Source organism: Microbulbifer variabilis (assembly GCF_052467165.1).
On sequence record NZ_CP174301.1, the window covers coordinates 2,430,020 to 2,445,957 of the forward strand.

General features: G+C 46.4%; 12 protein-coding genes and 1 riboswitch. Of the genes, 3 read left to right on the top strand and 9 right to left on the bottom strand.

The features are described 5' to 3' along the window. Nucleotides 1-8 precede the first annotated feature (8 nt). Nucleotides 9-156, bottom strand: a riboswitch (cobalamin riboswitch). A gap of 240 nt (nucleotides 157-396) precedes the next feature. Together ACJJIP_RS10765 and ACJJIP_RS10770 are read right to left on the bottom strand one after the other, a co-directional pair. Beyond that, nucleotides 397-1,203 carry a zinc metalloprotease gene (locus ACJJIP_RS10765; RefSeq protein ID WP_020415294.1) on the bottom strand — a complete coding sequence of 269 codons (807 nt, stop codon included), beginning with the start codon at nucleotides 1,201-1,203 and terminating at the stop codon, nucleotides 397-399. A gap of 397 nt (nucleotides 1,204-1,600) precedes the next feature. Further along, nucleotides 1,601-1,996 carry a DUF1801 domain-containing protein gene (locus tag ACJJIP_RS10770; protein WP_020415293.1) on the bottom strand — a complete coding sequence of 132 codons (396 nt, stop codon included), beginning with the start codon at nucleotides 1,994-1,996 and terminating at the stop codon, nucleotides 1,601-1,603. A 1,258-nt stretch (nucleotides 1,997-3,254) separates the two neighbouring features. Between ACJJIP_RS10770 and ACJJIP_RS10775 the strand changes: the two genes are divergently transcribed. Both ACJJIP_RS10775 and ACJJIP_RS10780 read left to right on the top strand, forming a co-directional pair. Beyond that, the gene (locus ACJJIP_RS10775; RefSeq protein WP_282950699.1) at nucleotides 3,255-5,561 is read left to right on the top strand and encodes a S8 family serine peptidase; all 2,307 of its coding nucleotides are present in this window, start codon (nucleotides 3,255-3,257) and stop codon (nucleotides 5,559-5,561) included. A 13-nt stretch (nucleotides 5,562-5,574) separates the two neighbouring features. Further along, complete coding sequence (locus ACJJIP_RS10780; RefSeq protein WP_282950700.1) at nucleotides 5,575-6,126, top strand: serine protease external chaperone; 552 nt, start codon at nucleotides 5,575-5,577, stop codon at nucleotides 6,124-6,126. 977 nt (nucleotides 6,127-7,103) lie between these two features. Here the strand turns inward: ACJJIP_RS10780 and ACJJIP_RS10785 are convergent. The 4 genes from ACJJIP_RS10785 to ACJJIP_RS10800 form a co-directional block, all read right to left on the bottom strand. Then, nucleotides 7,104-10,250, bottom strand: a complete 3,147-nt coding sequence (locus ACJJIP_RS10785) for an efflux RND transporter permease subunit (RefSeq protein ID WP_444946903.1) — start codon at nucleotides 10,248-10,250, stop codon at nucleotides 7,104-7,106. A gap of 13 nt (nucleotides 10,251-10,263) precedes the next feature. After that, complete coding sequence (locus ACJJIP_RS10790; RefSeq protein WP_020415288.1) at nucleotides 10,264-11,517, bottom strand: efflux RND transporter periplasmic adaptor subunit; 1,254 nt, start codon at nucleotides 11,515-11,517, stop codon at nucleotides 10,264-10,266. Between the two features lie 14 nt (nucleotides 11,518-11,531). Then, nucleotides 11,532-12,863 carry a TolC family protein gene (locus ACJJIP_RS10795; RefSeq protein WP_444946904.1) on the bottom strand — a complete coding sequence of 444 codons (1,332 nt, stop codon included), beginning with the start codon at nucleotides 12,861-12,863 and terminating at the stop codon, nucleotides 11,532-11,534. 76 nt (nucleotides 12,864-12,939) lie between these two features. After that, a complete protein-coding gene (locus ACJJIP_RS10800; RefSeq protein ID WP_157533717.1) occupies nucleotides 12,940-13,362 on the bottom strand; it encodes a hypothetical protein in 423 nt (140 codons plus the stop codon). Between the two features lie 267 nt (nucleotides 13,363-13,629). On the opposite strand from ACJJIP_RS10800, the gene ACJJIP_RS10805 reads away from it, so the two are divergent. Continuing rightward, complete coding sequence (locus ACJJIP_RS10805; protein WP_444946905.1) at nucleotides 13,630-14,550, top strand: DUF2092 domain-containing protein; 921 nt, start codon at nucleotides 13,630-13,632, stop codon at nucleotides 14,548-14,550. A gap of 180 nt (nucleotides 14,551-14,730) precedes the next feature. Here ACJJIP_RS10805 and ACJJIP_RS10810 read toward each other — a convergent pair whose 3' ends face one another. The 3 genes from ACJJIP_RS10810 to ACJJIP_RS10820 form a co-directional block, all read right to left on the bottom strand. Then, complete coding sequence (locus ACJJIP_RS10810; RefSeq protein ID WP_020415284.1) at nucleotides 14,731-14,907, bottom strand: hypothetical protein; 177 nt, start codon at nucleotides 14,905-14,907, stop codon at nucleotides 14,731-14,733. Between the two features lie 174 nt (nucleotides 14,908-15,081). After that, nucleotides 15,082-15,276 (bottom strand): zf-HC2 domain-containing protein, encoded by a 195-nt coding sequence (locus ACJJIP_RS10815; RefSeq protein ID WP_020415283.1) that lies wholly within the window; start codon nucleotides 15,274-15,276, stop codon nucleotides 15,082-15,084. A gap of 4 nt (nucleotides 15,277-15,280) precedes the next feature. Further along, nucleotides 15,281-15,901 carry an RNA polymerase factor sigma-70 gene (locus ACJJIP_RS10820; RefSeq protein ID WP_020415282.1) on the bottom strand — a complete coding sequence of 207 codons (621 nt, stop codon included), beginning with the start codon at nucleotides 15,899-15,901 and terminating at the stop codon, nucleotides 15,281-15,283. Nucleotides 15,902-15,938: the final 37 nt, after the last annotated feature.

Genomic DNA, 15,938 nt, shown 5'->3' on the forward strand with positions numbered 1-15,938 from the left:
TCCGCTCCATCGTGTTTCGAGAAGAGGCCGGTATCGGGCTTACCACTCAAAATACTGGTGGATCACCGTTGCGGGGGCAGCGCCGGAATTCCGGACTTCCCGTTTAACCTTCTCAGCCAGCACAGGGCAGAAGGCACCTCTTATCGTGGTCGCGAAACTAGTGGAAAGGCACTGGAATGTCAACTAATGCAAAAAAGGGGCCTGACTCTACTATCTGCTGGAAACTACGGCGCGGGCTCATCAAGGGTAAGATTCCTGACAGGGCATACAGATGAAAATTTTGGACTTATATCAATCAATTTTAACGGGCTACAAACTTACTATTCAATATTATTTGATATCAGTAATTTAAAAAGCTTTTAATATATTAAAGCTATTTATGCTTAGACCCCTCGTTTACCCTGGTGAGCTTTCATAATTAATTGGCTCAAGAAGGATAGCCTCATGGTATGGCATAACAAATTTGATTCGCGCACCATCAATTTCTGTAAGCTGCCCTGCCCATGCTAAGCAATACAGGCTTTTCAAATCATTCTTATCAGCTTCTGTAAGTTCACTTTGCTCCCCATAATTCATGATTGAGAAGGGCTTATGTTCACCATAAATTACACTCGGCCAGGTCTTCTCTTTCACATCGGCAAAGAAGTGTCTAAGCCCAAATATATGACCCAACTCATGAATCATAGTGTCAACCTGCTCCTTCCGACTTTGATCAAACATTGTGGGGAAAAGCACTAGCTCATTCCGCCCAGGATTTGGAAAAAAAGCACGAGCTAGAGTACAACCGATAACACTACAGTTTTCTACAGGCTCTACCCTAATTTTAAAATCCCAAACATTTGGATTCTCATTGAACCTCACCGGGGAAGCATCTCCCCACTGAAGTAGTGCCTCGCCCAAAAGAATTCGAATATAGTCCTTTATCTCATCTGGATTTTTAAAATACCTTAAAGACTCATCATCAAACTTCCACCTTAAAGTCGTACCCTTCTCCCACAACGGTATAAAACCCTCACCACTATGCAACACCAGATCTAATGGAGACTTATTACCTAAAGTAGGAAACCCAACCTTATCAGTGACACAAATTTTATTGTTTCCATATTTATGGACCACTGGTTCGGCGCAAGAGTCGCATTCTTTTTTTGACTTAATTTTTAGTTTGAGACTCTCTTTTGAGGAAGCTTTATCTGATGAAGTCACTATTATCCACCTGAAAACGCTGAATATTCTTCCTAGAACAATAATCCAAATTTCGAGAAATCGTACAAATTAGAGCGGCTTCTTACAGCTGAATCATTGTGACAAGATTAGAAAATCGTAAAAGACTGTACTCTGACACTACAATCATCATCAATAAAAATTGGTGGGCAATTATCCCAAAGTTTGTAGCGACTCAAGTGCCAAAGACAGTGGCAATCTCACTAGGCAATTAGCTCACAGAAAGAGCCAACAACACCCAAAAACGAGAATATGCAAGCCTTGTGTCTTCCAGATTTATCTGGAGAGGAAATAATGAGGACGTCAACTACCACCTACCTTTATTTTCAACCTCATTTGGATACTAGCTGCGCACCATGCCGTTTCTTTAAAAGACCTATTAGATAAGTCGCACCAACTTACCCTTTCTCTTGTAGATATTCTTATAATCCCACTGAATCTCTGTAGATTTTTTCAGCCAACGCTTCAGGTCTTTTATATTTAATTGCTCAACCCCTGTATAACAAACAGAAGCATCCTTAAACTTACCTGTCCCCGGCTTAAGATCCGGCTCCTCAAAGTCAGCCCCGCTCCAAAACATCAGCCTAATAGAACCCTTCAGCTTGTTATAACCCACTATTGGATTCCCATCCAAGAACCACACGGGGTGTCCGTGCCAGATTTTACTTTCTGCCATAGGTAGCCCTCGGTTGATTTCATGCATCAGCTTTTCACAAATAGGGCTTTCACAATCATTCTGAGACGCATTAAATTCTTCTATTGTGGTAGGTTTCATAGCGTTAACCTAACGAATAAATCCTGAGCGCCCCTTTAAACGGCAGCTAACACAGGATGAATTTTTGAGATTACCTTACATGTAGAGCTTATACGTTAAGGGTAATGTTAAAGTTTCTACAAATAAGTAACTCGCTATCAAGCAGTATAAAACTCTGCTATAAATTTTTCTTTCATCATCCATAACCCTTGCCCTAGATAGAAACTTACTATTAATTTCAAACAGCACTAAAGGCTTGAACTTATGAACTTCGAAGTGAGGAGCTTAACATTAGGAGCACTTCACGATCGAAAACGTTTAAGAAGCCATCAGCGATATCCTCCGTGCGTCTATATATAGATAAGATTGTATACCTCAAGCTAAATGCCCAACCCAACTTCACCCAATCAACACTAGAAATTCAAGGGCTCATATGGATTTAAATGAGAACTTGATCTCCATAACTTTTCCAGATTACCTTGCATTGGGCCATCTAATAGAATCCTACTTAACTCAATTTAATCACTTTTAAATACGACAACCAATTTATTATCCAAATTTAGCTAACTGAAACCTCAAGAAAAAAGCCCTCTGACTTTTGGAAACCTCATACTTGTAGCCCAATGATGACCTCACCTACCCTATTGAAGTAGAAGCAAGTCCAAGCGAGCACACCTAAATAAGCCAGACTTGATAACGGTTCAGAACAATTCACACTTATCAAATCTAAGTTAAACTCTTTCAATCTACATAAAACTATATATCCCAACATTCATGAAACCTAATTGGGACGCTACTCGCATCCATATTTTTTGATAACTGGATTATCAAGTAGTTTCATTCACCGAGCAGTCTGATAGTAAGGACGTCTAATCATGTCCTATATTCTGACAGCATCATTACTAACCTTGTTATTGCTTTAGTGAGTATTTCTTCATATTCATGGTAATAAAAATTCCCTCTAAAGTCTTACCTTTTCACATAGCTGTCTAGCCCACAATCCCATTATAGATTTTATAACTATCAATGCTTCACAAACGCCCCCTATCATACAACCCCAGTCCACTATCATCTATGGAAATTCCAAGCATAATTCAATGCCGAACACCTCTTTTAAGTTGTTCATTATTTAATCCATATGATAATTCAATGTCACAACATCACTTAAAGTCAGGTTGCAATATTTTGCTGACCAAGTTTAGTTGGCTAAAGACTAATGAGGTGGTTTATAATGCCAATACCCGATAAATACTTATAATGGGGATAATGGGGAATTTAAATGAATAAAAAAATGTTTCGACTTTCTGTGATTCAAGCAGCTCTTTTAATGACATTATCAGGCTGTGATAGCAGTAGTAACTCGTCTTCTCCCGCTCCTGCTCCCACTCCTACTGACATTCCGCCAACTGCTAGTGATGTAACTGTAGATGGGGCAAAGCAATGGATTCCTGTATCAGGAAAACTATTGGGCACTGATCAAAATGGCGATGCTTTAACATTTAGTTTCTCAGAAAATGATGAAACTATTAGTCCGCTTGATGGCACTTATACATTCAGCCATGGCCAGTTAACATTAGATGGCAATCTATTTGAATATACTTCAATCTCGGGGCAGGACGCTTCAATTACTTATACCGTGACCGCAAACGGTGCCTCAGCATCTGCAAAAGTTGATATCCTGAACGTAGAAAATGATCCCTTAGCCTATCAACAATGGCATTTACGCAACACAGGTCAAAAAGCTTACGCTCTTAGTGATGAAATGAAGCAAGGCCTTGTCGATATCGGAATTTATACAACCGAGGAAATTAATTCCATCTTTGAGGAAAATGAAGTCGAGGAGCTTGTAGCTGGCGAAGACATGAATGTTGTAGCGGCTTATGCTCAAGGTGTAACCGGTGCAAATGTAACTGCTGTTGTTGTAGATTCAGGCTTAGAAATTCGCCACGAAGACTTAATAGATAACGTATTAATAAATCGCTCTCTCAACTTGGATGAGTCAGCAACTGACAGAACAGATCCAACAAGTCTTTCTAATAGTGGTGATCACGGTACCAGTGTAGCTGGCTTAATTGCGGCTAAAGGCTGGAACAATATCGGTAGCCGAGGTGTTTCTCCAGACACAGGGCTAATCGGTATGAACTTTTTAGGCAGTGGAAAAATAGAGCAAACAGATCTATTGGTTCATGGATTCCCAGGAAGTGGCATTTCTTCAGATGAAGAAATTTCGGCATTTAACCGTAGCTATGGTATTACCTATCCTGGATTTATTGCGTACTCTGCACTAGATGAAGCTGTTGAGTCTTATCCTAATCTTATGCTTCGAGGCGGTAAGGGTGCTTTGAACATGAAATCTAGCGGTAATTCTTTTGAAGACGGCAATGGTGAAGGCTCTTTATGTGCCGATAACGGAGCAAATGATTTAGGCCTAACGTGCTATAACTCGGCATTTCAGCCTAGCCATGGTCACCCATATTACTTAAATGTTGCAGCGGTGAACGCAAACGGTAAACATACAAGTTACTCAACCGCTGGTGCAAGTATGATGGTATCAGCCCCTGCGGGCGAGTATGGTCGTTATGCTCCCGCGATGGTAACAACTGACCAGATGACCTGTATTAATGGTTACTCTGGCTTTAATGGCGGCACAATAAGTGCTTGGGGCGGAGCCTATGGCGAAGACTTCGCAGCCAGCCAGTTCCCATTTAATTACCCAGGCCATCCTGAGAATGCGAGCTGTAACTATACTTCAACTTTTAATGGTACATCTTCCGCTGCGCCAAATGCATCAGGTGTTGTCTCTCTAATCTTATCAGCAAACCCAGAATTGACCTGGCGTGATGTTCGTCACATCTTAGCTTCAACTAGCACTGTGATTGATGCTGAAAATGAAAAGGTTGAACTCACCATTGGTGAGGGTACTTTTGTTGCTCATGATGGTTGGATTGAAAACTCAGCTGGTTATCAATTTAATAACTTATATGGCTTTGGTCGGGTTGATGCAGGTGCAGCTGTTGCTATGGCTCTAGATTACTCAGAGAGTCTCGGTGAACAAATTATCACCCAATGGCAAGGTTTGGGTTCAACAGCTGATGAAGAAGCCATGGAGGCGGTTATTCCAGATAACAGTGCGGCTGGTGTGAGCCAACAAATCGAAGTAACAGAAGATATTATTATTGAAGCTATGCAGTTCGAATTTGATATTCGTAATGATCACATGGGTTCTATTTTAAATGATAGTCTATTAACCTCCGCTGGTAATGACTTGGCGCTGGAGGTGGTATCTCCCTCAGGTACAAGAAGTGTTCTACTTTCTTCCAAGCAGGCATTATTAGATGCTTCTTATAGCTTTGCTGATGGGTATAGCATGGGTTATATTTTAAATGGTGCCGTATTCCTTTCTAATGCATTTTATGGTGAAAATGCTAAAGGAACTTGGACTATCAAAGCATTAGATACAGGTGAGACTAATATCGTATTCACAGACCCAGATAACTATTGGGATGCAACAGGCCTGATGAACAACCCAGTAGAGAGTGTTCTAGAAGGCGTATCACTTAGAGCGTTTGGTCGTGCTGTTCAATAAGAAGGGAAATACAATGAAGCTAAATAAATTAACGATCTTAACTGCTGCAATGTGTTTATCAGGTATTACACAGGCAAACGCTATTGATGCTGTGGAAAAGAAAGATATAGAGATTAAGAAGCTAAACACCATAGCTGCGGCAAGAACGAATTCTGCTGATTTTGGTATCTTTAAGGTTGAAAGATCCTTGAAAACTGTCCCAGCATCCATTGCTGCACCAGAATCTATTGTTGTGACAAAAGGCGAAATGGCGATAGTCAATATCGGCAATAATTCTGCATCAGATGTTGTTGGCAAAGGTACAATTGTACGAAACACAATCACAAACAAACTGACAACTTTAACCGGAAATATAACAATATTATTAGGCAAGAATGTTGAAGCATCAGAAGTAGCGTCAATTTCTGGCATGGAAGTATTGTCAGTATTTCCCGGTACTGATATTGCCATCTTGAAAGTTAAAGAAGGCAATGACTTAGTAGAAGCTTTCAATGCGATAAAACAGTCTGGCTTGGCTGTTGAAAGTCGAGTTGAAGTTACTGAAACTATGCATGAAGCACAATAGGTATAGCTTACTAAGTTAAGCATGGCTTCGCCTTAGACAAGCAAAAGGCACCGCTTTATAAGTGGTGCCTTTTCATCTTTGAGCGGCTGGTACTATTTTGATTTTAATACTAGGAAATAGGCTAACGATCCTAATGACAGGATTTTCTTTCCCTTTTGACAAACTAATAAACTCCAGCCAGGATCAAAAGGATGCCAATATTTTTACAGTATATTCCCACAGAAAGTGGCAAGGCTTTTTTCATATCCTCTACCACCCAAATAGCGCGTACCAGAGAAATAACACAGGCCAATACCGCTTTTAAGAACACAATAAGTCCACATCTCAAATTAAGCCAGGATTGGCCGGCTTAAATCTACCTGTAAAATAATAAGCGAATTAAGTATCCACCCAGCGAATCAGATCATGACCAAAACAACTAAAACTCCAATAGAAGCTACAGTAAGACTATAGAAGAAAGTTGGTGCTACAGCAGTTCTAACATCAACGACCGCAATGACAAGAAGTAGAATATCGATTAGAGGGGCATAGTAAAGAAGATACAAGCCTACTTTTAGCACACCAAAATATATTTGACACTGAGATCCAGAAATTAAACCACTCAGAAAGCCATTTTACATCTAACAATAAGTACCAACAGAAAGCTGTCTAATATACCACCTCACATTTAAACCACTTTTAAAATTATTAATGGTATTTATTAGACATGATATCTGAATTTTAGCAATCAGACATAGGGTTAAATACCCAAATTTATTTTTAACACTCTAATAAATACATCTGTGAAGAATATGATCAATGATTATATGCAGTTTAAGAGTGTATATCCCGGTCACAATTTCCTAGTCTATATCAATACCAGTCTAAGTATTAATCAGAATGGCACATGAGAAGAACCTTGGAGAAAAAATAGATTCTTCCAAGAATGCTCTGCCTACCTCCCACTTATTAGGTGAAGTAGGCAGATACACGAAAAATTAAGTCAACTTTATACTTTCTTTAATGACCTCTTCTCTCCCATGCACAATCCGATAAAGTAACGGCAATACAAATAGAGTTAGCAGTGTCGAAGAGATAATTCCCCCAATCACCACAGTAGCTAGCGGTCTTTGGACTTCAGCCCCGGTGCCCACGTTCAGTGCCATAGGCACAAAGCCAAGACTAGCAACCAGTGCAGTCATCAAAACAGGGCGTAGTCTGATCATAGCGCCATCAATGATGGAGGTAAGCAGCTCTCCTCCTTGCTGGCGCAGTTGCCGTATAAAGGAGAGCATTACCAAGCCATTCAAGACTGCCACACCGGAAAGTGCGATAAAACCGACTCCGGCAGATATTGACAACGGCATATCCCGCAGCCATAGAGCCAAAACACCTCCAGTCAATGCCAAAGGGACTCCGGTAAAGATAATCAAAGCATCCTTAAACGAGCCGAAGGCCATTACCAGTAAACCGAGGATTACCAAGAGTGTTAACGGGACCACGATAGAAAGACGGGTGCTCGCGGACTCCAGTTGTTCGAAAGTGCCTCCATATACTAACCAGTAGCCCGCAGGCAGGGAGACCTGCTGCTCAATACCTGCCCTCGCCTCTTCGACGAAAGACCCCAGATCACGGTCACGTACGTTTGCTGTTACTACTATACGGCGTTTGCCGTTTTCACGACTGATCTGGTTTGGGGCTGGAGTCATTTCCAGACTGGCGACTTCAGACAAGGGGACGTAACTACCCAATGGGCTGCCTGCAGGTAAAGGTACAGGCAAATCACCGAGATTCTTGTAGTCCCTGCGTAGCTCTTCCGGTAAGCGTACAACCAATTGGAAACGGCGGTCGCCTTCGTAAATCAATCCGGCCTCTTCACCCCCAATAGCGGTGGAAACCAGATCCTGCAAGGTTTGTAGGTCTATGCCGTAGCGCGCTAGCGCAATACGCTTCGGCAATATGGAGAGAACTGGCAGCCCCTCCACCTGCTCTACTCGCGCATCGGCAACACCCTCTATCCCATTCAGTACGCCGAGGATTTCATTGGCGGAGGTCACCAGCTGATCCAAATCATCACCGAACACTTTAATACCTAAGTCTGCACGCACACCAGAAATCAGCTCATTAAAGCGCATCTGGATTGGCTGGGTAAACTCGTAGTTGTTACCCGGCAACTCACGTACAGCTTCCTCAATTTCCGCCACCAATAGTTCCTGGGACAGTTTCGGGTTGGGCCATTGATCCCTGGATTTCAGGATTACAAAATTATCGGCTACATTAGGCGGCATTGGATCCGTCGCCACTTCCGGGGTACCAATTTTTGCAAATACTTTATCTACCTGGGGAAACTCCTTAATCCGCTGTTCCAGCAAGCGCTGCATCTCGATCGATTGCTCCAAACCGGTGCCAGGAACCCGCAAAGCGTGCAGTGCGATGTCTCCCTCATTCAACTGAGGAATAAATTCCGAGCCCAAGGTAGTGGCGAGCCAGCTACAAAAAAGTACCAGCGCAAGAGCACCGGAAAGCACCAGCCAGCGCACTTTCATCGAAGCGATTAGCAGTGGCTTATACAGAGACTTGGTAACAACGATTACCTTGTTTTCTTTCTCACTGATTTTGCCGGTAAGGAAAACAGCAACCGCTGCGGGCACAACAGTCAGTGAAAGCACCAATGCGGCCAGCAAGGCCATCACCACAGTGGCAGCCATGGGGTGGAACATCTTGCCTTCCACGCCGGTCAGTGTGAACAGCGGTATATACACTACAGTGATAATCAGCACACCAAATAAGCTGGGGCGAATCACTTCATTAGTGGCTTGAAATACCAGCTCCAGCCGCTCCTGCAAGGGCAGCTTGCCACCTTTGCGATTCTGAGCTTCCGCAAGCCTGCGAATGGCATTCTCCACGATAATCACGGCCCCATCGACAATCAGGCCGAAATCGAGTGCGCCGAGACTCATCAGGTTGGCAGAAACACCGGTTTGCACCATGCCGAAAATGGTGGCAAGCATGGAAAGCGGAATCACTGCTGCAGTAATAAAGGCCGCTCGAATATTCCCCAGCAAAAGAAACAGCACGACGATAACCAGCAGAGCCCCTTCGATAAGGTTTTTCTGCACTGTAGCGATGGCTTTATCTACCAGTGTTGTACGATCGTAAACCGCCTCCACCTTGATACCTTCTGGCACCGTAGATTTTACACGCTCCAAAGCATCCGCAACATTAAGGGCCACTTCGCGGGAGTTTTCCCCCACCAGCATCATCGCGGTGCCCAGTACGGTTTCTTCGCCATCGCGAGTGGCGGCACCGGTACGCAGTTCTTTACCGATAGCTACTTCGGCCACATCCGAAATTTTGACCGGCACCCCAGCGCGGCTGGTAATCACCACACCTTCAATTTCGGCAATATTCTGCAGCTGCCCCGGTGAGCGCACCAGCAGTTGGCGACCGTTAGTCTCCAGGTAGCCGGCACCGCGACTTTCGTTATTGCGACGTAGAGCCTCAGCAATATCCTCCATGGATACGCCGAAATTGAGCATCTGCCGAGGATCTGGAGTGACATGATACTGCTTGTTATAGCCGCCAATGGTATTCACTTCAGTAACACCGGGCACCAAAGACAGTTGTGGTTTAATAATCCAGTCCTGGATTTCCCGTAATGCTGTGGCGTCGTAGGGCTGCCCATTTGGCTGGGTGGCACCGGGCATTGCCTCCACGGTGTATATAAAAATCTCACCAAGCCCGGTGGCAATGGGCCCCATCTCTGGTTCCAGCTCAGGTGGTAATTTGCTTTTAATCGCACCAAGGCGACTGTTAATTAAATTACGCGCAAAATAGAGATCTGTGCCCTCTCTAAAAACTACAGTGACCTGGGAAAGTCCGTAGCGGGAAATCGAACGGGTGTATTCCAGGTTGGGAAGGCCGGCGAGTGCCGCCTCCACAGGATAAGTAATCCGTTGTTCTGCCTCCAATGGCGAGTAACCAGGAGCCTCGGTATTAATCTGAACCTGAACATTGGTAATGTCGGGGACCGCATCAATCGGTAACTTCTGGTAACTCCAAATCCCTAGCCCCACCAACACAAAAATCAGGGATAGAATGAAGTAGCGCCGCTCAATTGAGAAGCGCAGGATGCTTTCAATCATCTTCTCGCCTCAATTAGTGGTTATGCGCAGCACCGGATTTTTCGATATCCGCTTTAATCAGGTAGCTGTTCTCCGTGACATAGCGATCACCCACATTGAGGCCACTCAGCACCTCTGTCACCTTGCCATCCGTACGTCCAAGCTTGAGCGGACGAACTTCGTAGGCTTGCCCTACTTTGACAAATACCACTGTCCAATTGCGCAAAGGCTGCAAGGCCTGGTTTTCAACCACTAGAGGCACAGGATTTTCACTGGTTACAACTTGCCCCTGCACCATCAGATCTGTTGTCCAGAGATCATTTGAGTTTTCAATCACTGCCCTTGCAATCGCGAAGGGCTGGCCATTACCACCGGGAGCAAGACTGGTAATCGTTGACTCGAAAGTGCGGTCACCAGCAGTAATGGAAACTTTCTGGCCACGGCTAATCTGGCCGCGACGAGTGGGAAACACCTGGAGCTCGGCCCACAGTTGATCATAGTTTGCTATGGTAAACAGCACTCGCTCACCACTGAATTCACCGCGGCTGGCCTGCTTGTCGATAATCTGGCCACTAATCGGTGCAACCAATGGATAAGTTTGTAAGCTATCATTGGATTCGATAGTAGCGAGTTCTTCCCCTTTCTCTACCAAGTCACCAAGCGCTTTTTTTATGGTAATTACGGTTCCCGGATAGCGGGCCCGCACATGGCTTAGGCTACGATGATCAATCGCAGTTTTACCATATAAGGTGACGCTTTCTTTAATAGAGCCTGGACCAGCAACTGCGGTTTTAATACCAGCCTTTTTTGCTATTTGCTCAGAGATCTGTACGCGGCCTTCATGGGATTCATATTTCCACTCGGTACGCTCACCATTGAGGAAAACAGAAACTAAAACATCGAAAGAGTGCGGTTCTTTTACCATACCCTCACCACGATAGAACGCTGTGCTGGAGTCCCAGCTAAAAGAGATTTGATCCACTTGGCCGCCAAGCCTTTCCAGCTCAACGGAAAGGCTGGCATTTTCCAGAGAGTTACCATTACGGGTAACCCAAGCACGGAATTCCGGATGAACACCGCTTTCGTAAATCAGGAGCTCTACTGTGAGATCGCCCTTTTCTAATAATCGGCCTCCGTTTGGGCCTTTTGCTTCTTCGTGCTCTTCGTGTCCTCCATGGCTATCACCATGACTGCCGCTTGCATAGCTTTGGGATACCAGCCAAACCCCCGAAAAAATGAGGGAAAAGAATAGTATTGCCAACCGAATCACATAAGTTGATTTACTCATTTCTCAATCCAAAATTATTTACTGCTATCGGCGCCCATGGGCCCCAGGGGCCTGGCGGTCAATTGTTCGATCTCTGCGCCAAAAAGAAGTACAGATCGCGCTGCTTCAATTCGCGCACGCTTGGCATTTAGCAATTCTTCTCTTGCGGAAATAAGGTCTACATAAGAATCCCTACCGCGACGGTAAGCGCGATCCACTTCATTCAAAGCCTGGCGAAGTTTGGGAATAATAAAGTCCTGCAATGTGGAGACAGTGCCGAGAGCCTGCTCACGGCTGGTCACGGCAAGAAAAAGCTGAGGATAGAGCTGCAACAGGGCAGCCTCACGGCGCAGCATGACTTGATCTAGCTCTGCCACTGCCTCTAGTTCGGCACCGCGGTTGCGCTTGGCTGTTAAAAGTGGAACGTTGAAGCCTGCCAGGACAGCAGTTTCGTTCACTGCCGGATTCACACGAAGGCCAGCATACCAACCAACATCCGGCCTTGAATTAGCCTGGGTCAACCGTAGCCTTGAAGCCTGCAAACGCTCTTCAGAGGCAAAGCGTGCAATCACAGGGTTTTCCTGGGCTCTTTCATACAACACTTCAAAACTGGCACCCGACTCAAAGCGATAAAGCTCGGCGGAATCCACCCAATAGTTCTGGGCCGGCTGCCCCCATAGCGCCGAGAGTGCATGTTTGTAATACACCAACATACTTTGATCGGTCTGTTCGGCGAGGATGGCTTTTTCCAGGGAGGACTCCGCACGCATTCGCTCTGACACAGGACTGGCCGCAGCGCTGACCCGCGCACTAACGGCACTCAATGCCTCACGTGCAAGCGAGACTTTCTCCTCCGCCAAGACCACCAGTTCCTGAGCAGCCAATACCTGGGCATAGCGGCGGATAACTTCCGCCAGCAGATCTAAGGCCATCGCCTGCTCATCAGCGATGAGCAGGTCCCGCTGCGCATTGACAACATCTATTCGAGCCTGCCGCTTATTCCCCAGCTCCACAACAGAAGAGAGAGTTACCGTCAGTTCAAACTCATTATCAGCATCGTCTTCCGGATCTGGAGCATTATCCGAGTCACCGTTATTGAAGTGCTTGTACTCAGTCTCGACACCCAGCTCCATCTCCGGTTTTAGGGCTGCGGTCTGCCCGGCACCGTCCAGCCCTCTTTTTTGTAATGGAAAAATTGCAAGTTCTGGGTTCTGCGCGAGCGTAAGCCCAACCGCATTTGGTAGTGTCAGCAACTCCCCCTTCTGCGCAAATACTGACTGCGTAGGTAAACACAATATCGCCACCGCCAATGGCCAGGCGGCACGGCGACAAACCACACTCGCAATGAGCGTGTGAAACAAATCCATGGATATCTCCCAAGTCACATCTCGTACACGCGAGTTGGGTCTTTCGACTCTCTTTACTCGCGCAGCAATAGAAAGGTCAGACTTGGGTTATAGGTGGGCGTAGTAAAGGTGAGAAGTAACCACTGGGAACCGCGGCGCTTGCCAACTCCCGGTATGTGATACTGCCCGTTAAAATTGATTGGAATGCCTGGCCAAGTAGCCCGGTGATAGAGCTCCCATGGCAGTGGCAACAGTGATTACAAAAATCCAGCAGCGGAGCAGATTGGTCAGGCTCTTCCCCGGCTTGAGATACCAGGGTATCTCTATCAAGAGCGGGGTTGCTTGGAGCACTGGGAAATGGAATCTTCCCTGAGGCCTCTTCATGGTCCACATCATGATGAAGAGGCAGGTGACTGGCGATATCCTGGAGTTCATCGTGACTGTCATAGAAAGCACCTGCGGTCTGGAAGACCAGCAGTGCAATCAGCAAAAAAGACAGTCGAACAACATTCATGGACATAAAGAAACTGGATAATCTTACGCTCGACTCTAGCAAACAAGTCAGGATAGCTCAAATAGGCTCGTCCCAAGCTATTCATTTTTAAGGATAAAATGCCTAATGGGTCACTTTATTAAAGCTGCCCATCAAACTGACTGGTACGTTTTTTCAAATTAGGCCACTGCTACTCCTGCACCTGTCAGCCTCATAGCACACCTTTCTGCGCCACCCGGTAAGTCCTCTACACTGATTTAAATGCCATGAGTATGACTTGAGAGGTACCGGTAAATGCTCGCTCCGAAACCTTTAGGTGGCCTAACTCGTGCCCTGATCCTTGCAGTGCTGGTAATATCTGTTCCTGCCGCAACCGCCCAGCCCTCTCCCCCCCCCCCATCAGAAACTGCAGAGAGCCAGAGCCAAACAACCGAACCCAATGGCTCGGTGCCCAAGCCCTCTCCGCCACCAGGTCAGAAAGACTCGCCACAGACACCAACCAATCAAATGGAGAGTGCCGAGTCCAACCAATCGATTGACCCCAAGGCCATGGAGGCTTTGCAGCAAATGGGGAAATACCTGGCAAGTATGAAAACGCTGATGTTCAATGCCCGCATATTCACTGAAGTGGTACTGGATAATAAGCAGAAGCTCTTAATTGGCGGTAAAGTCATGTATATGGCGACACCTCCCGATCAGTTACGTGTCGACCTGACCACCGATTCAATAACCCGTCAATTCTTCCATAGCGACAATAAGTTCACGATGCTGGCTCCTCGTAATGGCTATTTTGCCGAAATAGAGGCCTCCCAACCGACACCGGAGGTGCTCACCCAGGCAGCCAAGGACTACGGCATTGAAATACCATTCGCCGATTTACTTGAGTGGGGACGCAAGCCAGATGCCTGGGCCGGAATCAAAGAGGGATTTCTGGTGAACTCACCTATGGTAAATGGCCAGCGCACCAAACACTGGGCTTTTCGGTCGGAGAACCTCGACTGGGAAATCTGGATAAGGGTTGGAGATCAGCCTCTACCCCTGCGTATCTCCACAGTGAATACCCGGGACCCATCCAAGCCCCGCTTCCTCGCCACTTTAAAGTGGATGGAGGCCAAGCCAGGGGCAACAGGCAAGTACAAGCCAGCTACGGAGAAACTTAAGAAGATCCCACTGAAGAAGGCGGAGCCAAATAAGCAAATGGAGGGTGCACAATGATCAGTGTTAACTTTGCGAGGCTGGCGGCACTGCTACTCCTATCGGGCGGGTTGTTCATGTCGGCACTCAGCACCCCCGCAGAGGCGCGCGGTCACTTTGGTGGGGCTGGGGCTCATTTTAATGTAGGTGGGCATTTCAATACCTTTAGACCAATGCCTGAAGGTCGTTTTCACGGCGATTTCAGGGCCGGGGAATTTGAGCGCAGGTTTCCCAATCATCCACCATTTCACCCAGTACGACCGATACACCCTCATCACCGGCCCTATCCTCCACCCTGGCGGCCACGTCACTGGCCCTACCCAGGGCCGGCATATTGGGGTGTGACTGCGGTTGGAGTAGGCGGTTGGCTGTACACATTACCACCCAGCTGTGTAAGGGTGACAATTGGTATTGTGACCTATGAGCACTGCGGGGCCTACTGGTATCAGCCCCATTTTGTGGCTGGTCATATTGCCTACCGACATGTACCCCCCCCAAGGCGGGCAATTGTCAGGTAGTTTGGAAGGGCCCCACCATAAATATATGGTGGGGCTAATCTTCCGATTTCTCCGGCCCGCCTTCAGCATAAGATTTGCTAATACGACGAAGAACTTGCATTTGCTTGCCAAAATTCCTGCAAGGCGTACACATTGCCAAGTGTAATTTTAGGCTCGCCTGCTCGCGTAAATTCAGGTTTCGCTCCTGGGATTCGGACATCAGGCGTGTAGCTTCCCGGCACGATTTCATCAGCTCACCCCTCCACGCCAAACCAGTGATCTTCCAGACATTCACGCAAGCGCAGGCGCGCTCGGTGCAATGTCACATTCAAGTTGCTCACCGACACTTCGGCAGCGGCACAAATCTCGTGGCTTTCCAGCTCTATGAACTCGCGCATCATAAATAGCTGGGCCTGGCGGGATGGCAGGTAATTAAGGCAGGCTTCAAAGATTCGCCAGAAATGCTTATCGTGAATCGCCGACTCGGGATCAGCCCACTTCTTGGGGCGCTCATCCTTCTGCCAGTGACCTGTCTGATCGAATAACTCATCATGATCATGTTCCTCCCTGTCGCCGTGTACAAGCTGGTCTGCATCCACAAAGCGCTGACGCTGGCGTAGTACATCGGCGATCTTGTTTTTCAAGATGGCAAAAACCCAGGTCTTGAGTGCTGAACGGCCATTAAAACTGCGAGAGTTTTTCAGGGCCCCCATCAGGGCCTCCTGTACAGCATCTTCAGCTAGCTGGGTATCCTGCAGCTGCAAACTGGCAAAACGAAGCATTTGCTGGCGCAAATCCACAAGAAACTGTGAATTTTGCAGGGAGTCTTCAGCACCTTCTTCTGTGGAGGCGCCCGGGACAAGGTAATCGCTCAATTACGTTCCCTCATAATGTCAACGCGGAAACTGGGGA